The following is a 20,630-nucleotide window of genomic DNA, read 5'->3' as shown; positions in this document are numbered from 1 at the left end:
GTCGGGGCCAGAATGGAAATCGCCATCGCCGGCCGTGGCCGGCGACGTGGTGATGCTTGTGTTCCCCTTGCGTCGCACGAAGTTTGCGCGGCCCTGCCTGAATTTTGAACGTCCGCTCCGCCGGTAAATGGCCGATGCTGCCAGTGACTTGAGGCGGCGGACACGTTCGATGAAAACCTTCATTCGCGTCGTTGAACTCTGGGTGCCTGATCGCACGCGCATGCGGCTGGAATTCGGAGGAGGCCTCTACGGCGAGGGGCTGTCCGCGTTCAAGGCCGTGAGCGAGGACTTGCGCTTCGGTCATGACGAGGGCCTTCCCGGCAAGGCCTGGGCCGCCGGTCATCCCGTCATCCTCACCAAATTCGCCAATTCCTATTTCAAGCGAACCGACCAGGCGCTCGCGGCAGGCCTCACCTGCGGCGTCGCGGTGCCGGTCTTTTCGGGCGAATTCCTGCAGGCCGTGATGGTGCTGTTCTGCGGCGACGACGCGGCGCATGTCGGTGCGATCGAGCTCTGGCACAACGATCCCGATACGTCCCACGAAATGGCACTCGTCGACGGCTACTATGGCACCGCCGACATGTTCGAGTTCAACTCCCGCCACACCAGGTTTCCGCGCGGCTTCGGCCTGCCGGGCCGCACCTGGAAAGCCGGCCTGCCGCTGATCATCAAGGACCTGCACAACGCCAAGAGTTTCCTGCGCTGGGAGGAGGCCGCGGAGGTCGGGATCAATCTCGGCGTTGGCGTTCCCTACCGCACCGAGCGCGACCAGACCTGGGTGCTGACCTTCCTCTCCGCGCAGGCGACACCGATCGCGCGGCGCTTCGAGATCTGGGTGCCGAACGAGGCCCGTTCCGCGCTGGTCTATCGCGCCGGCGATTGCAGCGCGCAGACCGACCTTGCCGCGTTCTATGCGACCAGATCCATCGCCAGGGGCGACGGCAGCATCGGGGGCGCCTGGGCGACCGGCATGCCCGCTCTCAACGACGATTTCGCGCATGATGGTTCGGTCGCAGCCATTGAGGCCCGTGCCGCCGGACTGAGCCAGATGGTAGCCCTGCCGGTGATCGGGAGCGCCGGGCTCGACGCCGTGCTGGCCTGGTACCTGTAGCCGGCCCGTTCAGTCGTCGGCCTGCAGATCGGCCTCGGACGGCGTGGCGTCCCGGGGAGCCGCCGCCCGGGGCACAAGGCTCACGCCGAAATCCGCTTCGCCGGCGGCTGCCGGCGCCCACGGGCGGTCGGTGCCTCTGGCTTTCACTGCCTGAACCGCAAAGCCGTCACCGCGCTGGGTCAGCGCGAGCGCGCCCTGCGCAGCGAGACGCTGCCGGTCAACGACCATCGCAGCGCAATCCGGGGGCGCGGGACGGGCCGTCACCACCAGCGCGGCGCGGCTGCAATCGTCCGCCAGCGCGTCGATGCGCAACGCCAGGGCGACCAGGCGGCCGTCGGCGAGCGGCGTGACACAGCCGGCCTCATCGCATGACACGCCGTCACTGAGCGAGCCGCTCCCGGTATCGCGCGGATCGGCGTCGGCAGCGAGCCATTCCTTCAGCAGGAAGCCGTCCTTGCTGGCCCTGACCAAATGCAGGTGCCCGTTCCTGCCCCGCACCGCGACGCTCTGCCCGTCACTCGCGATCAGGATATCGGGCTGCCGCGCGGTCAGCCCCCACAGGACCGCAACCAGCAGCACCGCCGCGCCCGACCACCGCAGCGGCGTGCGCAGCAGACCCATGACGATGATCCCGAGGCTGGCCGCGATCAGCGGCGCGATCCCGAACGCCGGAAGGCGGCCGATCGCACCCGGCAGGGCCGCCACCCAGCGCGAGACCATGACCATCCAGTCGATGCCGATCCCCATCAGCCACCAGAACACGCCGTCGAGCCCGAACGGCGCCGCAAGCAATCCCAGCAGCCCGGCCGGCATCACCAGCGCCGAGACGACAGGCATGGCGCCGAGATTGGCCAGCACGCCGTAGGGCGTGACGCGGTGGAAATGGAAGGCGGCATAGGGCGTGGTCGCGAGCCCCGCGATCAGCGAGGCCAGGAACAGCATCGCGATCTCGCGGCCGCCCCACAGGGCAATCCGCGCGGTCGCGGAATGATCAGGCGAGGCGAACAGGTTCGGCATACCGATCTGCACCAGCGCGACGAGGCCGAGCGTTGCCGCGAACGACATCTGAAAGCTCGGATGCACCAGCGCTTCCGGCGCGACCGCCAGCACGATCAGCGCGGCCACCGCCAGCGTGCGAAAGGTGATGGCGCGGCGATCGACCATCACGGCGATCAGCACCACCGCGGTCATGAAGAACGATCTTTGCGTCGCAACTTCCGCTCCCGACAGCAGCAGATAGAACGCGGCCGCGACCAGCGCCGCGGCAGCAGACCATTTCTTGATCGGGAAGCCGACTGCCAGTCCCGGGATCAAGGCCAGCAGCGCGCGCACCGCAAAGAACACGACACCGGCGACGACGGCCATGTGATAGCCGGAGATCGAGAGCACGTGTCCAAGGCCGGAGATGAACATGGCGTCGTTGACGGGCGTCGTGATCGCATCGCGCCGCCCCGTCAGCAGCGCGGTCGCGATTGCGCGATTGTCACCGTCGAGCGTGGCGCGGATGCGCGCATCGATCGCATCGCGCAGGCCCTGCATGAAGGCGGCATAGCGCAGCCTCAAGCCGCCGGTCTCCGGCGGCACCGAGGCCGTGATCGCGCCCATCACAAAGCCTGATGCGCCGATCCCCTGGAAGAACATGTCGCGCGAGAAATCGTAGCTGCCGGGGCGCACCGGCGAGATCGGCGGCATCAGCCGCGCTTTCAACTGCACGAAACTGCCGACCTCGGGCGCGGTCCCCTTGCGCACCGAAAGCCGCACGCGTTCCAGCTTGACGTCGCTGCGCTGCGCCTCCATCGCGGTGACGCGCAGCACGAAACGATCGGTGCGCTCGCGGATGTCGCGGGTCTCGACGAAGCCGGACAACGACACCGAATAGAGCGCCTTTGCCAAAACGGGATGGGCGATCCGCGCCGTCTTCCAGGTCGCCATGGCAAAGCCGGCCGCGACCGCCGCGATCATGATCGCGGGCGCAAACAACCGGGTTCGCCACAACAAGATCGCACCAAGCAAGAGGGCGATGGCCGTCGCGGCCACGACGGACAGCACCGGCTCATGATCGGCGGCAAAATACAGCGCGATGCCGCTGCCGAAGGCGACAGGGACCCACGGCAGCAGCCGCCCGGCGCCGGCCTCGGCGCGCAGCCATTCGCGCAGCGTTTCGACAATCGCAGGCCACGCACCAAACCCGGCCGGCACAAAGCCGCCCGCCGACGCGGTGCGGCCCGTCGGCCAAGTTCCTGCGATCCCTTGCGAGACACGCTGCGGCCGGCCCGACTTCGCCATCCCTGCACCTTGCGATACGCGACCGGCACAGAGGCTACCGGAACGTGCAGGCGGGCGAATAGCGGTACGGATCGGGAACGAAGGAACTGAGGTCTACTTTTCCTCTTCCATCGTCACGGCGACATCGGCCTTGGCCGACAGGCGGACCTTGTTGCCCTCGACGCCGGCGACGAGGCCCTTGTCGATGAAGTGATGATGACCTTTGTGGCTGCCCTCGCCGCTGTCCTTCTTGGTCAGCTTGATGCGGTTGCCCTCGACCCGGTCAACGGTGCCGACATGGACGCCGTCGGCGCCGATGACTTCCATATGCTCTGCGATGTTCTGCATGGTGGGATCCTTTTCTGGCCCCCTCACAACGCCTGAGACACCTTTCCGTTCGCTGCTTGCCAGAAGTCGCGGGTAATTCGAGCCCTTGCGATCTCCGTTGCAAAACACCCCGTGTCAGCTCGATTGAGTCGAAAGTCTCATGAGTTGCCGGCCCGTGATGGGATTACACTACGGTTCCCCCGCCCCCGACAGACGGGCAGGGAGTGGTGGCTCGCGGTTCTAAGGCCGCTGGAGCTCTTCTCAGGTGGCGCGAAACGCGCCTGAGGTCAGACGTTGCCGACGCAACTCTTTGAATTGGCGCCTGCAACGCCGCGCATCACGCTCTCCGCGAGACGATCGACGCTGAAACAAGCGAGGAGACGTTTTGAAACCATAGGAGGCGCACATGCAGGTACCGAGCGATTTTCGCCGCGTAATCATCGCTGCTTCGGTAGGAAACATCATCGAATGGTATGATTTCTACATCTTTGGCAGCCTGGCCGCAGTTCTATCGGTCAAGTTCTTTGAGCAGTCCCACCCCGTCGCCGCCCTGCTCAGCACGATCGCGCTGTTCACCGCAGGATTTCTGATCCGTCCGCTGGGAGCATTCCTGTTCGGATGGATGGGTGATCGGGTCGGCCGCAAATATACGTTTCTCATCACGCTCAGCGGAATGGGACTGGGCACGGGCGCGATCGGATTGATCCCGACCTACCAGTCCATCGGGCTGACGGCCGCTTTCGTTCTGTTCGGGCTGCGCATGATCCAGGGCCTGTGTCTGGGCGGCGAATATGGTGGCGCCATCACCTACGTGGCCGAGCATGTGCCGGACGATCGACGCGGCTACTATACCGGCTGGCTGCAGACCTCGCCTACGCTCGGGATCGTGGTGTCGCTGGCCGTCATCGTCCTCACGCGGACATATGCCGGCAACCAGGCTTTCGACGAATGGGCGTGGCGCGTTCCGTTCCTGGTGTCCTTCCTGCTGGTGGCCATCGCGATCTACATCCGGCTCCAGCTCCAGGAGACGCCGATCTTCCAGGAGATCAGGTCCCGCGGCCAGATGACGAGGAATCCGTGGAAGGAGGCCTTCCTCAGCTCGAACATCAAATATATCGGGATCGCAACTGTGGTCCTGATCGGACAGGGCGTGGTCTGGTACAGCGGTCAGTTCTGGGCGCTGTATTTCTTGCAGCAGGTCTCCAAGGTGGACGCGCTGACCTCCGCCTACATCGTGGGGGCCGCGCTGCTCATTGCGACGCCGAGCCTGATCTTCTTTGGCTGGCTGTCGGATCAGATCGGCCGCAAGCCGGTCATCCTCGGCGGCATGCTGCTCGCCGCGATCACGTACTACCCGCTGTATCTGTGGCTGGGATCGGTTACGCAGCCCGGAAACATCAACTATGCGACCGCGACCTTCATCATCTTCATCCTCGTTTGCTATGTCGGGATGGTGTACGGGCCGGTCGGCGCCTTTCTGGCGGAATTCTTCCCTGCCAGGATCAGGTATACGTCGGTCTCAGTGCCGTACCACATCGGCAATGGCTGGGGTGGCGGATTGGTGCCTTTCATCACGTCAGCGGCATTCGCCGCGACCGGCAGCATCGGCTACGCACTGCTCTATCCGATCGTGGTCCCCGCGGTGTGCTTCGTGCTCGCGGTCTTCCTGATGCCGGAGACGCGCAAGATCAGCATCTGGCAGCAGATCGAGTCGAGAGCCGCCGAGTGAGGGAATGATCCCGATGCAGGGCCGCAAAGCCCTGCACAGGCCCTGCTTTCGGCACACTCGAACGAGCAAACCTCCACCTTGCCGACCGCTTATGGCGGTCGGCAAAGCGCGCGGCTAACACATCCGCTCAGCCGGCCAAGCGATGCCAGCGATCGTGCCACCAAGTGCTGAAGTCACGGTCAGTCATCAACTCCCAGACCGCGAGCGAGATCACCACTATGCCGGACAGTGCGCTGCTGACTGTTGCAGCCGTTGTCTCATAGCCAATCGTCCAAGGCGCGGCCACTAAAGCCAGGCCCAGCAGCATTTCTCCCCACTCCTCGAAATAGGACGGGATGACAAATGCCTCGATGGCAAACAGCATGACGCCGAGCCCGAGCGCGATGGAGACCCAGACGGCCACCCCGGACAAGCCGAGGATAAAGGACGAAAGGACGAGCCACAGGCCCACAAGGAGGCTGGCAGCGTCTTGCCAATGTTGGATGCGCATGATGCTCACCTCCCCTCTCCTGGCTAGATGGGGGCGCAGCGGAGAAAATGCATCCCTCCGACTTACGCTTTGTTGACGCTCCTGAAGCCGCATCCAATCCTTGCGGCCGTCCCCCGGAAAGAGCCCTTGCGAGTGCGCTGTCCAGGATGCAGACTAGCTGCGCTTGACAGGTGTCGAGGCCTATCGTTCCCGGCCCCACCCAATTCGCGTGGCGCCCGGCACAAGAGGGAGGTGACGCCATGCGAGAAATCGACATCCACGACTATGCGCGGCAACTTCTGGAAGCACATGGCCCCAAGGCCATTGCGGAAGCAGCCCAGAACGCCATCGATCTCGAGTCAAAGGGCGACCTCGAGCTCGCCAAGACCTGGCGGCATATTGAAGACGCCATGAAGCTGATGCGCGGGCCTCACCAAAGCTGATGCAGCCGGCGCGTGCGTAGCCGCCCGACCGCAAATGCCACCAAGCCGGATTGAGGCTGGTGGGGCAGCAACACGGAGTATGGACCACAACCGTCGCAAGCCGTTTGGCTGCGGCTGAACGGCAACGCGACCCGCAAGACGCGCATCGCAATAATGCTGGGAGCGAGCCATGTTTCCGAAATGTGCGACAGCCGAAGATCTCGTGAAGGCGATCAAGGACGAGGGGGTCCGGATGATCGATCTGCGGTTCACTGACCTGCCGGGGGTATGGCAACATTTTTCCGTCCCGCCGAGCGCGGTGAGCGTCGATGCGCTCGCGGAAGGCATCGGGTTCGACGGCTCGTCGATCCGCGGCTTCCAGGAGATTCATGAGAGCGACATGCTGGTCGTCGCCGATCCGACGACGGCCTTCGTCGACCCTTACAGTCCGGCAAAGACGCTGGTCCTCATCTGCAACATCCGCGACCCCGTGACCGGCGAATCCTATAGCCGGGATGCCCGCTACATCGCCCACAAGGCTGAAGCCTATCTCAAGGAATCCGGGCGCGCCGACACGAGTTACTTCGGCCCGGAGGCGGAATTCTTTGTCTTCGACGAGGTGCGCTACGGTCAGGGCATCAACTATGCCATGCACGAGATCGATTCCAGCGAAGGCAGCTGGAACACCGGCGCGGAGGAAGCGCCGAATCTGGGGCACAAGCCGCGCCCAAAGGAGGGATATTTTCCCGTTCCTCCGACCGACAGCATGCAGGCGCTACGCACCGAAATGGTGCTGACCATGGAACAGCTGGGAATCCAGATCGAAGCTCACCACCACGAGGTCGCAACCGGTGGCCAAAACGAAATCGACATGCGCTTCACAACCCTCACCCGCATGGCCGACAATTTGATGATCTACAAATACGTGGTGAAGAACACCGCTCATCAACATGGCAAGACCGCGACCTTCATGCCGAAACCGCTGTTTGAGGACAACGCTTCGGGCATGCACGTGCACCAGTCGCTGTGGAAGGGCGAGACCAACCTGTTCTACGACAAGAGCGACTACGCCGAATTGAGCCAGCTCGGCCGCTACTACATCGGCGGGCTGCTGACCCACGCCTGGGCGTTGTGCGGGCTTTGCGCGCCGACGACCAACTCCTATCGGCGTCTGGTGCCGGGCTATGAGGCTCCGATCAACCTGGTCTACTCCCAGCGCAATCGCTCGGCCTGCTGCCGGATTCCAATGTACTCGCCGAATCCACGCGCAAAGCGCGTCGAGTTTCGTTCGCCCGACCCCTCCTGCAACCCCTACCTGGCCTTTGCTGCAATGCTGATGGCCGGCCTCGACGGTATCGAAAACCGGATCGACCCCGGCAGCCCCATCGACAAGAATCTTTATGACCTGCCGCCCGCCGAAGCCAAGGAGGTGAAGTCGACACCGGGTTCGCTGGACCAAGCGCTGGCCGCGCTTGAGCGCGATCACGCATTCCTGCTGCGCGGCGGCGTCTTCACCGCTGACGTGATCGAGACCTGGCTCGACTATAAGCGAAAGAAGGAGGTCGATGCGATCCGGCTACGGCCGCACCCCTACGAGTTCCATCTCTACTACGACATCTGACCGACCGTCGAAGATGACGGCCTGCGGGCGTGATATGTCGGCCCCTCAAGGTGAGGAGGCGCGTAAGCGCTGTCTCGAACCTATAACTCGATCAACGGCGTCCGTGACGACACGTGATGACTGGCGATCTTCCACTCGCCGTCTTCACGCACGATTGCCCAGGTGAGCTTGACCGACAGCGGCGCGGCCTCCTCGCCGAGATCGAACGAGGCGATCGCGGCCATGTTGATCACATCGGGCGCAACCTGCGCCGCAGCCACCTCGGAAAAGCGGACGCTCGACGAGCGCCAGCGCGGCAGGCCATTGAAATAGGCCGCTACTCCGTCCCTGCCCCGATATAGCGTCGGGTTGGAGCCGAAGAAGAACGCGTTCTTCGCATAGAGCGACGACAGCGCGGCGGCATCGAGCGTCGCGAAGCCGGCGCACCATTTTGCGATGATGGCGGAAACGATGGCGTCGGCCCCACGGCTCATTATCGCCCCTCAGCCCTTGGCGACTTCCTTCGCGAACGTGTCGCGCAGGCCGATGGTGCGCGAGAACACCGGCTTGCCGGGCGTCGAGTCCTTGTCGCGCACGAAATAGCCCTGGCGCTCGAACTGCATCGGCTCCATCGAATTGCTCTCGGCAACCGAGGCCTCGATCCGGGCGCCAGAGAGAATCTCCAGCGACTGCGGATTGAGGTCAGCCGCGAAATTCGAGGCGTCCGGGCTCGGATTGGCGAACAGCTGGTTGTAAATGCGGATCTCCGCGGGCACCGAATTTGCTGCCGGCAGCCAGTGCATGGTCGCTTTGACCTTGCGGCCGTCGGGCGCGTTGCCGCCCTTGGTCGCGGGATCATAGGTGCAGCGCAGCTCCACCACCTCGCCCTTGTCGTTCTTGATCACGCCGGTGCACTTGACGAAATAGGCGTAGCGCAGCCGCACCTCATTGCCCGGCGACAGGCGGAAGAACTTCTTGGGCGGGTTCTCCATGAAGTCGTCCTGCTCGATATAGAGCTCGCGGCCAAAGGTGATCTTCCGCGTGCCGGCGGAGGGATCATCGGGGTGATTGATCGCCTCGAGCTCCTCGGTCTGCCCTTCCGGATAATTCTCGATCACCACTTTCAGCGGCTTCAGCACCGCCATGCGCCGCTGCGAGGTGCGGTTCAGTTCCTCGCGGATGCAGAACTCGAGCATGCCGACGTCAACGACGCTGTTGGCCTTGGCGACGCCGATGCGCTTGATGAATTCACGCAAGGCCGCCGGCGGCACGCCGCGGCGGCGCATCCCTGCCATGGTCGGCATGCGCGGATCGTCCCAGCCGGCGACATGGCCGTCGCGGACGAGCTGGGTCAGCACGCGCTTGGACAGCAGCGTGTAGGTCAGGTTGAGCCGCGCCATTTCGTACTGGTGCGGCTTGGACGGCACCGGCAGCTTTTCGATGAACCAGTCGTAGAGCGGCCGGTGGTCCTCGAATTCCAGTGTGCAGATCGAGTGCGTGATACCTTCGATGGCATCCGACTGGCCGTGGGCATAGTCGTAGCTCGGATAGATGCTCCACTTGGTCCCGGTGCGCGGATGGTGCGCATGCAGGATGCGGTAGAGCACGGGATCGCGCAGGTTGATGTTGCCCGAGGACATGTCGATCTTGGCCCGCAGCACGCGCGCGCCGTTCGGGAATTCGCCCGCCTTCATGCGGCGGAACAGGTCGAGATTCTCGTCCACCGAGCGGTCGCGGAACGGCGAGTTCTTGCCGGGCTCGGTCAGCGTGCCGCGCGCCAGGCGAATCTCCTCCTGGGACTGGTCGTCGACATAGGCGAGCCCGTCACGGATCAGCTTCTCCGCCCATTCGTACAGGCGATCGAAATAGTCCGAGGCGAAGAACAGGTTTTTGCCCCAATCGTAGCCGAGCCAATGCACGTCGGCCTGGATGGAATCGATATATTCCTGCTCTTCCTTGACCGGGTTGGTGTCGTCGAAGCGCAGATGGCAGCGGCCCGGAAACTCCTGGGCGATGCCGAAATTGAGGGCGATCGACTTGGCGTGGCCGATATGCAGGTAGCCGTTCGGCTCCGGCGGGAACCGGGTCACGATCTCCTGGTACCTGGCCTGATCGAGGTCGGCCTGGATGATGTCACGAATGAAATCGCGCCCAACCTCAGTCGCCACCGGTTCTGTCATTACGATAATCCTGCAGGGAAATCAGCGGTCCTTCTGCCAAATTCGCGCCGTCAGGCCAAGCCCCATACCCGCTCCCCGGTCAAACTTCGGCGATCCTGGCGCGCACGCGCTCGACAAAGGCAGCGCAGGAAGCCGGCGTTGAGCGATCCATGTCGTAATGGGCCAGATAGAACGAACGAACGCGAGGCCCGCACATCGGTTTCAGCGCCCGAAACAACACCTTGCGGCCGGGATCCTGCATGACGATCCGGGTCAGCCACCACGGCGAGCCGTAGCTCGTCACGACGCCAAACAGGCGGATATTGGTCAGCAGCGGCCGGATGCGCCCGCCTGCCAGATCGTGGGCAAACGCCGTTCCGGGCGCCCAGACCCGGTCGAAATAGCCCTTGAGCATGGCCGGCATCGAGAACCACCAATGCGGAAAACAGAAGATGATGCCATCGGCACGCCGCAAATGCCCGATCAGACCTGCGACCGCCTCGTCGGCGTAGGGGCTCTGAAAGTAACTGCGCCGCTCTGCCTCGGTCATCGCCGGGGAAAAGCCCTCGCGGTAAAGGTCGGTCGCGATGACCTCATGCCGGCGCCCGAGCGTCTCCACAATTGTCTGGAACAACGCATGATTGTAGCTGTCCGCAAGCGGATGGCTATGAACGACCTGGATTAGCATTGGCAAAATCTCCCATCCCTATGATACACGGTCGCCCCACAGCTTTACCCTCCTTGCTCGCCATCGAATGACCACATCCCCAATCGTCACGCGCTTCGCTCCCTCGCCGACCGGCTTCCTCCACATCGGTGGTGCCCGCACGGCGCTGTTCAACTGGCTCTATGCGAAGAAGCACGGCGGCAAGATGCTGCTCCGGATCGAGGACACCGATCGGGAGCGCTCCACCGAGGCCGCGATCGGCGCGATTCTGGACGGGCTGAAATGGCTGGAGCTCGGCTGGGATGGCGACGTCATCTACCAGTTCAGCCGCGCCGCCCGGCACCGCGAGGTAGCCGAGCAGCTGCTCGCCGACGGCAAGGCCTATCGCTGCTACGCCACCGCCGAGGAGCTCACCGCGATGCGCGAGAAGGCGCGCGCGGAGGGCCGCACCCGCCTCTATGACGGCATGTGGCGCGACCGCGATCCCGCCACCGCTCCGTCCGACGTCAAGCCGACCATCCGCCTGCGCGCGCCGCAGACCGGCGAGACCGTGATCGAGGACCAGGTCCAGGGTCGCGTGGTCTGGCAGAACGAGAACCTCGACGACCTCGTCCTGCTGCGCGGCGATGGCAACCCGACCTACATGCTCGCAGTGGTGGTGGACGACCACGACATGGGCGTCACCCACGTCATCCGCGGCGACGACCATCTGATCAACGCCGCCCGCCAGAAGCAGATCTACGATGCGATGGGCTGGGCGCTGCCGAGCATGTCGCACATTCCCCTCATCCACGGCCCGGACGGCTCAAAGCTCTCCAAGCGCCACGGCGCGCTCGGCGTCGATGCCTATCGCGCCATGGGATACCTCCCCGCCGCGCTCCGCAATTATCTCGTCCGCCTCGGCTGGAGCCATGGCGACCAGGAGATCTTCTCGACCGAGGAGATGATCGCGGCGTTCGACCTCGCCAATGTCGGCCGCGCCGCCGCCCGCTTCGACTTCGCCAAGCTGGAGAACCTCAACGGCCACTACATCCGCCACGCCGACGATCAATCACTCGTGAAGATGTTCGAGGACGTGCTCGATCACATCGTGCCCGCCCGCGACGAGATTAAGGCCAAGTTAAACGACACCACGCGGGCGCAGTTGCTGAAGGCCATGCCGGCGCTGAAGGAACGCGCCAAGACGCTGATCGAGCTGATCGACGGCGCCTATTTCATCTTCGCCGACCGGCCGCTGCAGCTTGATCCGAAGGCGGCCGCCCTGCTGACGCCGGAGAATCGCAAGCTGATCGGCCAGCTTCATTCCGCGCTGGAGAAAGTCGAGACGTGGAGCGGTGCGACCACCGAAGCCGCGCTGCGTGCTTTTGCAGAGGAAAATAGTCTCAAGCTCGGCGCGGTAGCCCAGCCGCTGCGGGCGGCGCTGACCGGCCGTACCACTTCGCCTGGTATATTTGAGGTTTTGGACGTGCTGGGACGCCAGGAAAGCCTGGAGCGGCTCAAGGATCAGTCCAAGGACTAGACTAAGACGTAAGTAGGCCATGGCTGCCATGATCTTGCAGCGCACACAGCAATAATATACCCATCTTCCCCGTACATTCTGGAATATCCGGCCTGCCCCACCATCTCATCGGGGTCTTCCGGGTCCGGCCCGTTTCACCACACATCGGGGACCTCTGATGGACGCAAAATCAAGCAATAAGACCGCCACGCTGACGGTCGGAAATAAGAACTACGATCTCCCGATCCACAGTGGCAGCGTCGGGCCTGACGTCATCGATATCGGCAAGCTGTACGGCCAGTCCGGCCTGTTCACCTACGATCCCGGCTTCACCTCGACCGCGAGCTGCCAGTCCAAGATCACCTATATCGACGGTGACGCGGGCGTGCTGGAATACCGCGGCTACCCGATCGAGCAGCTCGCCGAGAACGGCGACTTCCTCGAGACCTGCTATCTCTTGCTGTTCGGGGATCTGCCGACGGCCGAGCAGAAGAAGGATTTCGACCACCGCGTGATCCATCACACGATGGTGCACGAGCAGATGGCCCGCTTCTTCCAGGGCTTCCGCCGCGACGCTCACCCGATGGCCGTCATGGTCGCTTCGGTCGGCGCGCTCGCCGCGTTCTATCACGACTCCACCGACATCAACGATCCGAAGCAGCGCATGATCGCTTCCATGCGCATGATCGCGAAGATCCCGACGCTGGCGGCGATGGCCTACAAATACACGGTCGGCCAGCCCTTCGTGTATCCGAAGAACTCGCTCTCCTTCGCCGAGAACTTCCTCAACATGTGCTTCGCCGTGCCGTGCGAGGAGTACAAGATCAACCCGGTGCTCGCTGACGCGCTGGACAAGATCTTCATCCTGCACGCCGACCACGAGCAGAACGCCTCGACCTCGACGGTGCGTATCGCCGGCTCCTCCGGCGCCAACCCGTTCGCCTGCATCGCCGCCGGCATTGCCTGCCTCTGGGGCCCGGCGCATGGCGGCGCCAACGAAGCCGCGCTCGCGATGCTCGCCGAGATCGGCACCGTGGACAAGATCCCCGAGTTCATTGCGAAGGTGAAGGACAAGAACTCCGAAGTCCGCCTGATGGGCTTCGGTCACCGTGTCTACAAGAACTACGATCCGCGCGCCAAGATCATGCAGAAGATGTGTCACGCCGTTCTCAAGGAGACCGGCCACGGCGACGATCCGATGCTGAAGGTGGCGCTTGAGCTCGAGAAGATCGCGCTGAGCGACCAATACTTCATCGACCGCAAGCTGTACCCGAACGTCGACTTCTATTCGGGCATCACCCTGAAGGCGATGGGCTTCCCGGTCTCGATGTTCACCGTGCTGTTCGCGGTCGCCCGCACCGTCGGCTGGATCAGCCAGTGGAGCGAGATGATCGAGGACCCGCAGCAGAAGATCGGCCGTCCGCGCCAGCTCTACACCGGCGTCACCCGCCGCGACTACGTTGCGATCAAGGATCGCAAGTAAGACCTAAGCCGACACACGGCTTTCTAAACGGCGCCATCTCCGGATGGCGCCGTTTTTGTTTTGCGCAGATGCCGTAGGGTGGGCAAAGCGCAGCGTGCCCACCACCTCTCCGTGCTGGGAACAGAAATGGTGGGCGCGCTTCGCTTTGCCCACCCCATAGATTTGGAGAACCTGATGCTGAGTGGAAGCTGCCTCTGCGGACATGTCGCCTACGAAGTCGATGCCTCGCCGAGCATGATCGTGCACTGCCATTGCCAGACCTGCCGGAAGACGCACGGCTCGGCCTTCTCCACCGTCACCAATGTTCCACGCGACTGCTTTCGCTGGACCAGGGGCGAAGAGCTGCTGCGCGGATTCGAATCCTCTCCAGGCAAGACGCGGTATTTCTGCTCGCAGTGTGGATCGCACATCGTCGCCGCACGCGATGGCAAGGATACGGTGCTGCTGCGGATGGGATGCCTGGATACACTGATCGCGGAACGGCCCGAGGTGCACATCTGGCGATCGGACGCAGCCAACTGGTACGACCCGAAGGTCGAATTGCCGGAATGGGCGGAAGGCCGGCCACCAAAATCCTGATCGGATCGCTCGCGGGTCTTGCTGCCACGCACAACAACAAGTCGGCGCATTGCGCCGGCAAACGCTTGACAGCCGAAACGCTCCGCGCGCAAATTCTTACACTAAGTAAGAATGACGACAGGGATGGAAATGCCGGAGCAGCCGAGAAGTCGGCGGCAGACGCGCGCTGCCATTTTGACTCATCTGCTTCAGTCGGGCGGCTCGTTCCGCCCGCCGCTGGCCAAGGCCGTGCGCCTGTCGGAAGCGAGCCTGTCGCGCATCCTGTTTGACCTGAGGGCCGAAGGCCTGATCGAGGAAGTGCGGCGCCCTGCCCCCTATGTCGGCGGCCCGACCGGCCTCGTCTCGCTCGATCGCACTGTGGCGCTTGGGGCCCTTGAGCTGACCGGTCAGTGGCTCGGCATCGGCGTCGGCGGCCTGTCGGGCGAACTGCATTACGCCGAGCGCGTGCCGCTGCCGGCAAAGCCAACAGCCGAGGCGGTCAGCCGGGTGTTTCGCGAAGCCCTGACCTTGCTGCGCAACTGGACGCGCCGGCGCCGCGTCAGGCTCGCGCAGATCGGCATCACCATTCCCGGCCTTGGCCGCTTGAGCGAGTTTGGCAATCCGATCATCCCCTGCGACGTCGAACGTATCGGCGCCATGCTCGGTGAGCTGTTTGCGGACGTCCCGGTCGCCTTCACCAATTCGGTGGTCGCGCATGCCACCTTTCACCGTTGCCGCAGCGAGCACTACCCGTTCAGCGATGCGCATCTGTTCGTCTTCGTCGGCCAGGGCGTCGCGGGGGCGTGGATGGACGATCCGATCGAGGACGATGCGCTCCAGCCGGTCGAGCTCGGTCACATGGTGTTCGGCACTGATGGACCGCGTTGCCGCTGCGGCCATCACGGCTGCGTCGAAGCCTATACGTCGCTGCCGGCGCTGGCCGAGCTCCTGCGCACCACCGAAGCGGAATTGCTTCAGCTCGGCAGTGAATGGGTGACCACGATCCCCCTCACCTCGCGGATGCGCCAGGAATTGCGGCAACGGCTGTTCAGGCTCGGCCTCGCAATCGGCAACACATTGAACGTCAAGCCGTGCCGCGGCGTTGTCGTCAGCGGTTGGCCGTCCCTTCTCTCTGAGGACGATCGAAAGGCCGTCATCGACGGGATCGATGCATGCCTCCTGGGCGGACGGAAACTGGCGCAGATGTCGCTCGCCTTCGTGCCGCCCTCGAACGGCAACGATCCGCAGGCCGCATTGGCCTTCGCCTCCTTTTGCCTCGCCAGCCGCGGCGGAATGCCCGCGGCATCGACGGAGGCCGCCTGACATGCCCTGACACGCGACCTCAGGCACTCAAACAAGAAGTTCACACCGGGAGGAACTTGCCATGCCGATCACCACAACAAGGCGTCGTCTGCTCGCTGGATCCGCGGCCATGCTCGCGCTGCCGGCCTTTGCCCGCGCGCAAGGCGCGGCCAAGCCGCGCCTGACGGCGATCTCGCAATGGTCCGCAGGCAGCGATGGGGCGGCCATCACCGCGCTCGGCAAGAAGTTCGAGGAGAAAGGCGGCGTCTGGCAGCACTCGCCCGTCCCCGGTTTCACCACCGAGATGATGAACAAGCTGCGCGCCCAGATCATCGCCGGCGATCCGCCGGCCTGTTCGCAGCTTAAGGGACCCGAGATTGCGGCGTGGTCGAAGATTGCCCCCACCGTCGATCTCGACGCGGTGGTCGCGGCCGCCGGCTACGAGAAGGTCGTCGCGCCGGACCTTGCGAAATTGCACAAGCCCGCGGGCAAGTGGATAGCGCTGCCGTTGCAGATCTACAGCACCAACATGCTGTTCCTCTCCAAGCGCGCGATGGACAAGGCCAAGGCCGACAAGATCCCCGTCACCTGGGCCGAGTTCAACGATCTCGCCGAGAAGATGAAGTCGGGCGGCGTCGCCTATCCCGTCGCCAATGGCGGCACTCGCCCCGATGATGGACAGAAGTTCGAGGCCGCGTTGGCGGGCATCAGCCCCGCCGCCTACCGCGCGGCCATCATGAACCTCGACAAGAAGGCGCTGGAGGGCCCGGAGATCAAGGCTGCGTTCGCGCAGGTCCGCAAGATCGCCGACTGGATGGACCCCAACGTCGGTGCCCAGCACTTTTCGACCAATCTGAAGCGCTTCGTCGACGGCGACATGGGCATGATGATCATGGGCGGTTGGGCGCAGGGCGTGTTGCGCAACGCCGGTTTCAAGTTCGAAGACTTCATGATCGCCCCGGGCCCGAGCGACAATGGCAAGCCGGTCTTCCTGTTGAATGCCGATGCCTTCATCTTCTGGCAGCGCAAGGAGCCCGATCTGCAGGCCGGCCAGACGCTGATGGCCCAGCTCGTCATGGATCCGGCGATCCAGACGATGTATTCGCAGATCACGGGATCGATCCCCGTGCGCACCGATGTCGATCTCTCAGGTGAAGGCTGGTCGGACGGTCAACGGCGCACCGCAGCAGCCCTGAAAGACGCGATCGCCAGCAACCAGGCCGTCCTCAGTCTTGCGCACAACATGGCGCAGGAAAACGGCATGACCGCAGCATTGATCGACGTGATCACCGAATATGTGAAGAACAAGACGATCAAGCCGGAGCAAGCGGCCACCCGCCTCGCCGACGCCGTCGAGAGCGCACGTTGACCAACGCCGTCGCGACAACAATACGACCGGGCCGGCCGGCGAGCTCTGACATGGTCCGCCGGCTGCCCGAATATCTGATGATCTGGGTGCCGCTGCTGCTGTCAGCGGCGCACCTCATTGCATTTTCGCTGTGGACGATCTGGATCTCGTTCACACCATCCACTCTTGTCCCGGTCTCGGGCTGGGTCGGTTTGCGCAACTATTCCGCGGTTGCGGCCTCGCGAAACTGGCAGATCGCCCTCGACAATCTGCTGCTGTTTGGCAGCGCCTTCGTGTTGCTGAGCTTGGCAACCGGCCTCATCCTTGCGATCCTGCTCGATCAGCGCATTCGCGGCGAGAACGTGCTGCGCTCGATCTTCCTCTATCCCCTGGCGGTGTCGTTCGTGGTGACCGGCACGGTCTGGAGCTGGCTGCTCAATCCCGGCCTAGGCATCCAGAAGCTGGTCCACGACCTCGGCTGGACCTCCTTCCGGTTCGACTGGCTGATCGACCGCGACATGGCGATCTGGACCATCGTCATCGCTGCGATCTGGCAGTCCTCGGGCTTTGCCATGGCGCTCTTCCTCGCCGGCCTCCGCTCCGTCGACGTCGACCTGATCAAGGCTGCGCAGATCGACGGCGCCGGACCTATCAGGATGTACCGGCGCGTCATCCTGCCGACGCTGTGGCCGATCACCATCACCGTCATCGTCATCCAGCTGCAATTCGCGATTTCAACCTTCGACCTCGTCCGCGCCCTCACCAATGGCGGTCCAGGAATTGCGACCCAGCTGCCGGCCCTCGTCGTCTATGACCTGATGTTCCAGCGCAGCCTGCTCGGCCGGGGCGCGGCGGCGGCTGTCCTCATGCTGCTCATTCTTCTTGCGGTGCTGCTGCCCTATGCGGCGTGGCGTTACGTCCAGCGGCGGCGGGCGCTCCATGCGTGACCGAACCTTCACCTCAAGCCGGATCTTGATCTATCTCGTCGTTACGCTGGTCGCCGCAGCGTGGCTCGCGCCATTGGCCGTTGTGGTGCTGAACTCGCTGCGGACCAACGAGGAGATCGCGCAGGGTTCGATGATCGGCTGGCCGCAACATTTGGCCTGGAGCAATTACCCTGCCGCCTGGAGCGGTTTCTGCGTCGCCGAAACCTGCGCCGGCATCCGGCCGTACATGCTGAACTCGGCGCTGGTCACCATTCCCGCCACGATCTTCTCCACCCTGCTTGGTGCGGTCGCCGGCTACGCGGTGTCGCTCTGGCGCTTTCGCGGCGACAGCTGGATTTACGGGATCGTCACGCTCGGCATCTTCCTTCCGCAGCAGATGCGTTTGCTGCCCTGGACCATCGTGCTGCGCGATACGGGCCTGATGAACACGCTCACGGGCCTGGTCGTGATTCACACGGTCCAGGGGCTTTCCTTCACCACGCTATTCTGCCGAAACTACTATGTCGCGATCCCGCAGGAGCTGATCAGAGCGGCGCGCATCGACGGCGCAGGGTTCTTTCGCATTTTCTGGCGCATCATCCTGCCGCTCTCGCCACCGATCCTGGTCGTCACCGTGATCTGGCAGTTCACCCATATCTGGAACGAGTTTCTCTATGGCGTGACGTTCACGACCGGCCAGCAGCAGCCGGTCACTGCCGCATTGATCGCGCTCTCCGCCGCGGTCGCCGATATCCCGCAGCATGGCGTGCAAAGCGCCGCAGTGATGATCGCGGCTTTGCCGACCCTGCTGATCTATCTGATCGGCGGCAAATACTTCGTACGCGGCCTCACCGCGGGCGCGGTGAAATGATGGATGTGTCATGACAGCACTGAGCATTCGCGCCTTGTCGAAGCGCTACGCCAATCTGGAGGTGCTGAAGGGCATCGACCTCGACATCGAGAGCGGCGAATTCACCGTGCTGGTCGGTCCATCCGGCTGCGGCAAGTCCACGCTGCTCAACATCGTGGCCGGGCTCGATCGTGCCAGCGACGGCACGGTGGAAATCGGCGGGCGCGTCGTCAACGACGTCCCGCCCAAGGACCGCGACATCGCCATGGTGTTCCAGTCCTACGCGCTCTATCCGTCGATGACGGTGCGCCAGAACATCACCTTCGGCATGGAGTGCCGGCATGTGCCGAAGGCTGAGCAGGAGAAGGCCGTCGCGAATGTCGCGCGCCTATTGCAGATCGAGCCGCTGCTCGGCCGCAAGCCGTCGCAGCTCTCCGGCGGCCAGCGCCAGCGCGTGGCGATGGGGCGGGCCCTCGTGCGCGATCCCCTGCTCTTTTTGTTCGACGAGCCGCTCTCCAACCTCGACGCCAAGCTGCGCGTCGAGATGCGGATGGAGATCAAGCGGCTGCATCAGCGCATCGGCGCCACCATCATCTATGTCACCCACGACCAGATCGAGGCGATGACGATGGCGACGCGAATCGCGGTGATGCATCGCGGCGTGGTGCAGCAATTCGCCGACCCCGACACGGTATACCGCTATCCCGCCAATCTGTTCGTCGCCCGTTTCATGGGTTCACCGCCGATGAACACGATGGCGGCCCGGCTCGAGGCGGATTCTGGTGGACCGGTGGTCGTGATCGGCGCTGGCCGGCCGGACGAGGTTCGCTTGCGCCTGCAAAGCTACGACGCCGCCCAGTCCTATGTCGGCCGCGAGGTGGTGCTTGGGATCAGGCCGGAATGCATCACCGAGGGGGACCGCGTGTTCTCCGGTGCTGTGGGCGCGTCTGTCATCGTTACCGCACCAGTCGAGCTGGTCGAGCCCACGGGCGCGGAGACCATCGTCCTGCTCCGGCTTGGCGGCGAGCCTGCGCAGGCGCGCATCTCGCCGGACATCCGCCCGACGCCGGGCGCCTCGGCCTCCTTCGCGCTGGACACCCGCCGCATCTGCCTGTTCGACCCCGAGACGGAGCGACTGATCGCATGACTGACGTCACCTATTCCAGCCTTGCCGGCCGTGTGGTGCTGATCACCGGCGGCGCCAGCGGTATCGGCGCCGCCTTCGTGCGCGCCTTCGCGGGCCAGGGCGCCCGCGTCGCCTTCCTCGACATCGATACGCAGGCGGGCGAAGCGCTGGTGCAGGAATTGGCGAAGACCTCCGCCGCCGCACCGCTGTTCGTGCCGTGCGACCTCCTCGACATCGATGGCCTGCGCACCGCCATGGCAGAGGTCCACCGATCGCTCGGCGATGCCGCGGTCCTCGTGAACAATGCCGCCAACGATCAGCGCCAGGTATTGGCCGAGGTGACCTCGGCCGAGTTCGACTGGATGATCGGCGTCAACTTCAAGCACGTCTTTTTTGCCGCGCAGGCCATCGTGCCGCAGATGCAGGTGCGCGGCGGCGGTTCGATCATCAACATGTCGTCGGTGGCCTGGATGCGCGGCGCGCCCGCGCTGCCGGTTTACGCCGGGGCGAAGGCGGCGATTGCCGGCTTCACCAACTCGCTGGCCAGGATCGTCGGTCCCGACCGCATTCGCGTCAATGCCATCGCGCCGGGCATGGTCATCACCGAGCGCCAGCGCCGGCTCTGGTTTCCGGACGAGCAGAAGATCTCGGAGATGCGCACCCGCCAGGCCGTTCCCGATGCAGTGACGCCCGACGACATCGCCGGCCTGGCGCTGTTCCTCGCATCCGACGAGAGCCGGCGCATCACCAGCCAATGCTTTCGGGTCGATGGCGGCTTGGCGTAGGGCGC

Annotated in this window: 19 protein-coding genes; 13 read left to right on the top strand and 6 right to left on the bottom strand. The window is 64.1% G+C overall.

What is annotated here, in order from left to right:
• Positions 1–169: 169 nt before the first annotated feature.
• Positions 170–1,111: a GAF domain-containing protein gene (locus tag RAD16_RS37135; protein WP_458162826.1), complete on the top strand. Its 942-nt coding sequence runs from the start codon at positions 170–172 to the stop codon at positions 1,109–1,111.
• Between the two features lie 9 nt (positions 1,112–1,120).
• Here RAD16_RS37135 and RAD16_RS37130 read toward each other — a convergent pair whose 3' ends face one another.
• Both RAD16_RS37130 and RAD16_RS37125 read right to left on the bottom strand, forming a co-directional pair.
• A complete protein-coding gene (locus RAD16_RS37130; protein WP_458162825.1) occupies positions 1,121–3,397 on the bottom strand; it encodes a ComEC/Rec2 family competence protein in 2,277 nt (758 codons plus the stop codon).
• 93 nt (positions 3,398–3,490) lie between these two features.
• A complete protein-coding gene (locus RAD16_RS37125; protein WP_026311879.1) occupies positions 3,491–3,724 on the bottom strand; it encodes a DUF2171 domain-containing protein in 234 nt (77 codons plus the stop codon).
• Between the two features lie 385 nt (positions 3,725–4,109).
• Between RAD16_RS37125 and RAD16_RS37120 the strand changes: the two genes are divergently transcribed.
• Positions 4,110–5,432, top strand: coding sequence for an MFS transporter (locus tag RAD16_RS37120; protein ID WP_458162824.1), 1,323 nt, complete (start codon positions 4,110–4,112; stop codon positions 5,430–5,432).
• A 127-nt stretch (positions 5,433–5,559) separates the two neighbouring features.
• Here RAD16_RS37120 and RAD16_RS37115 read toward each other — a convergent pair whose 3' ends face one another.
• Positions 5,560–5,922: an SPW repeat protein gene (locus tag RAD16_RS37115; RefSeq protein WP_458162886.1), complete on the bottom strand. Its 363-nt coding sequence runs from the start codon at positions 5,920–5,922 to the stop codon at positions 5,560–5,562.
• A 239-nt stretch (positions 5,923–6,161) separates the two neighbouring features.
• On the opposite strand from RAD16_RS37115, the gene RAD16_RS37110 reads away from it, so the two are divergent.
• Positions 6,162–6,344, top strand: coding sequence for a hypothetical protein (locus RAD16_RS37110; RefSeq protein ID WP_458162823.1), 183 nt, complete (start codon positions 6,162–6,164; stop codon positions 6,342–6,344).
• A 169-nt stretch (positions 6,345–6,513) separates the two neighbouring features.
• A complete protein-coding gene (gene glnA, locus RAD16_RS37105) occupies positions 6,514–7,944 on the top strand; it encodes a type I glutamate--ammonia ligase (RefSeq protein WP_458162822.1) in 1,431 nt (476 codons plus the stop codon).
• A gap of 80 nt (positions 7,945–8,024) precedes the next feature.
• On the opposite strand, the gene RAD16_RS37100 is transcribed toward glnA, so the two are convergent.
• The 3 genes from RAD16_RS37100 to RAD16_RS37090 all read right to left on the bottom strand — a co-directional run bounded on the left by RAD16_RS37100 (position 8,025) and on the right by RAD16_RS37090 (position 10,770).
• The gene (locus RAD16_RS37100; protein WP_458162821.1) at positions 8,025–8,417 is read right to left on the bottom strand and encodes an SgcJ/EcaC family oxidoreductase; all 393 of its coding nucleotides are present in this window, start codon (positions 8,415–8,417) and stop codon (positions 8,025–8,027) included.
• Between the two features lie 9 nt (positions 8,418–8,426).
• Complete coding sequence (locus RAD16_RS37095) at positions 8,427–10,103, bottom strand: glutamine--tRNA ligase/YqeY domain fusion protein (protein ID WP_458162820.1); 1,677 nt, start codon at positions 10,101–10,103, stop codon at positions 8,427–8,429.
• A gap of 79 nt (positions 10,104–10,182) precedes the next feature.
• A complete protein-coding gene (locus tag RAD16_RS37090; protein ID WP_458162819.1) occupies positions 10,183–10,770 on the bottom strand; it encodes an NAD(P)H-dependent oxidoreductase in 588 nt (195 codons plus the stop codon).
• A 67-nt stretch (positions 10,771–10,837) separates the two neighbouring features.
• Here RAD16_RS37090 and gltX point away from each other — a divergent pair, with 67 nt between their 5' ends.
• The 9 genes from gltX to RAD16_RS37045 all read left to right on the top strand — a co-directional run bounded on the left by gltX (position 10,838) and on the right by RAD16_RS37045 (position 20,625).
• Positions 10,838–12,268, top strand: coding sequence for a glutamate--tRNA ligase (gltX, locus tag RAD16_RS37085; RefSeq protein WP_458162818.1), 1,431 nt, complete (start codon positions 10,838–10,840; stop codon positions 12,266–12,268).
• Between the two features lie 157 nt (positions 12,269–12,425).
• A complete protein-coding gene (gene gltA / locus RAD16_RS37080) occupies positions 12,426–13,730 on the top strand; it encodes a citrate synthase (protein ID WP_458162817.1) in 1,305 nt (434 codons plus the stop codon).
• A 78-nt stretch (positions 13,731–13,808) separates the two neighbouring features.
• Positions 13,809–14,309, top strand: a complete 501-nt coding sequence (locus RAD16_RS37075) for a GFA family protein (RefSeq protein ID WP_458162816.1) — start codon at positions 13,809–13,811, stop codon at positions 14,307–14,309.
• A 123-nt stretch (positions 14,310–14,432) separates the two neighbouring features.
• Positions 14,433–15,611: an ROK family transcriptional regulator gene (locus tag RAD16_RS37070; RefSeq protein WP_458162885.1), complete on the top strand. Its 1,179-nt coding sequence runs from the start codon at positions 14,433–14,435 to the stop codon at positions 15,609–15,611.
• A 61-nt stretch (positions 15,612–15,672) separates the two neighbouring features.
• Positions 15,673–16,959, top strand: a complete 1,287-nt coding sequence (locus RAD16_RS37065; protein ID WP_458162815.1) for an ABC transporter substrate-binding protein — start codon at positions 15,673–15,675, stop codon at positions 16,957–16,959.
• On the top strand, positions 16,956–17,885 hold the full coding sequence (locus RAD16_RS37060) for a carbohydrate ABC transporter permease (RefSeq protein WP_458162814.1): 930 nt from the start codon (positions 16,956–16,958) through the stop codon (positions 17,883–17,885). Before RAD16_RS37065 ends, RAD16_RS37060 begins: the two co-directional genes overlap by 4 nt.
• Positions 17,878–18,735, top strand: a complete 858-nt coding sequence (locus tag RAD16_RS37055) for a carbohydrate ABC transporter permease (RefSeq protein ID WP_458162813.1) — start codon at positions 17,878–17,880, stop codon at positions 18,733–18,735. Before RAD16_RS37060 ends, RAD16_RS37055 begins: the two co-directional genes overlap by 8 nt.
• Before the next feature lie 10 nt (positions 18,736–18,745).
• Complete coding sequence (locus RAD16_RS37050; protein ID WP_458162812.1) at positions 18,746–19,861, top strand: ABC transporter ATP-binding protein; 1,116 nt, start codon at positions 18,746–18,748, stop codon at positions 19,859–19,861.
• The gene (locus RAD16_RS37045) at positions 19,858–20,625 is read left to right on the top strand and encodes an SDR family NAD(P)-dependent oxidoreductase (protein WP_458162811.1); all 768 of its coding nucleotides are present in this window, start codon (positions 19,858–19,860) and stop codon (positions 20,623–20,625) included. Before RAD16_RS37050 ends, RAD16_RS37045 begins: the two co-directional genes overlap by 4 nt.
• Positions 20,626–20,630: the final 5 nt, after the last annotated feature.

This window comes from Bradyrhizobium sp. 18BD (assembly GCF_054185225.1).
Note: the sequence above shows the minus strand (reverse complement) of the source record. Positions and strands in the feature narration are given on the sequence as shown.

Coding starts and splice junctions, on each gene's coding strand:
- RAD16_RS37135 (WP_458162826.1), top strand. CDS start 170: ATGAAAACCTTCATTCGCGTCGTTGAACTCTGGGTGCCTGATCGCACG.
- RAD16_RS37130 (WP_458162825.1), bottom strand. CDS start 3,397: ATGGCGAAGTCGGGCCGGCCGCAGCGTGTCTCGCAAGGGATCGCAGGA.
- RAD16_RS37125 (WP_026311879.1), bottom strand. CDS start 3,724: ATGCAGAACATCGCAGAGCATATGGAAGTCATCGGCGCCGACGGCGTC.
- RAD16_RS37120 (WP_458162824.1), top strand. CDS start 4,110: ATGCAGGTACCGAGCGATTTTCGCCGCGTAATCATCGCTGCTTCGGTA.
- RAD16_RS37115 (WP_458162886.1), bottom strand. CDS start 5,922: ATGCGCATCCAACATTGGCAAGACGCTGCCAGCCTCCTTGTGGGCCTG.
- RAD16_RS37110 (WP_458162823.1), top strand. CDS start 6,162: ATGCGAGAAATCGACATCCACGACTATGCGCGGCAACTTCTGGAAGCA.
- glnA (WP_458162822.1), top strand. CDS start 6,514: ATGTTTCCGAAATGTGCGACAGCCGAAGATCTCGTGAAGGCGATCAAG.
- RAD16_RS37100 (WP_458162821.1), bottom strand. CDS start 8,417: ATGAGCCGTGGGGCCGACGCCATCGTTTCCGCCATCATCGCAAAATGG.
- RAD16_RS37095 (WP_458162820.1), bottom strand. CDS start 10,103: ATGACAGAACCGGTGGCGACTGAGGTTGGGCGCGATTTCATTCGTGAC.
- RAD16_RS37090 (WP_458162819.1), bottom strand. CDS start 10,770: ATGCTAATCCAGGTCGTTCATAGCCATCCGCTTGCGGACAGCTACAAT.
- gltX (WP_458162818.1), top strand. CDS start 10,838: ATGACCACATCCCCAATCGTCACGCGCTTCGCTCCCTCGCCGACCGGC.
- gltA (WP_458162817.1), top strand. CDS start 12,426: ATGGACGCAAAATCAAGCAATAAGACCGCCACGCTGACGGTCGGAAAT.
- RAD16_RS37070 (WP_458162885.1), top strand. CDS start 14,433: ATGGAAATGCCGGAGCAGCCGAGAAGTCGGCGGCAGACGCGCGCTGCC.
- RAD16_RS37065 (WP_458162815.1), top strand. CDS start 15,673: ATGCCGATCACCACAACAAGGCGTCGTCTGCTCGCTGGATCCGCGGCC.
- RAD16_RS37055 (WP_458162813.1), top strand. CDS start 17,878: ATGCGTGACCGAACCTTCACCTCAAGCCGGATCTTGATCTATCTCGTC.
- RAD16_RS37050 (WP_458162812.1), top strand. CDS start 18,746: ATGACAGCACTGAGCATTCGCGCCTTGTCGAAGCGCTACGCCAATCTG.
- RAD16_RS37045 (WP_458162811.1), top strand. CDS start 19,858: ATGACTGACGTCACCTATTCCAGCCTTGCCGGCCGTGTGGTGCTGATC.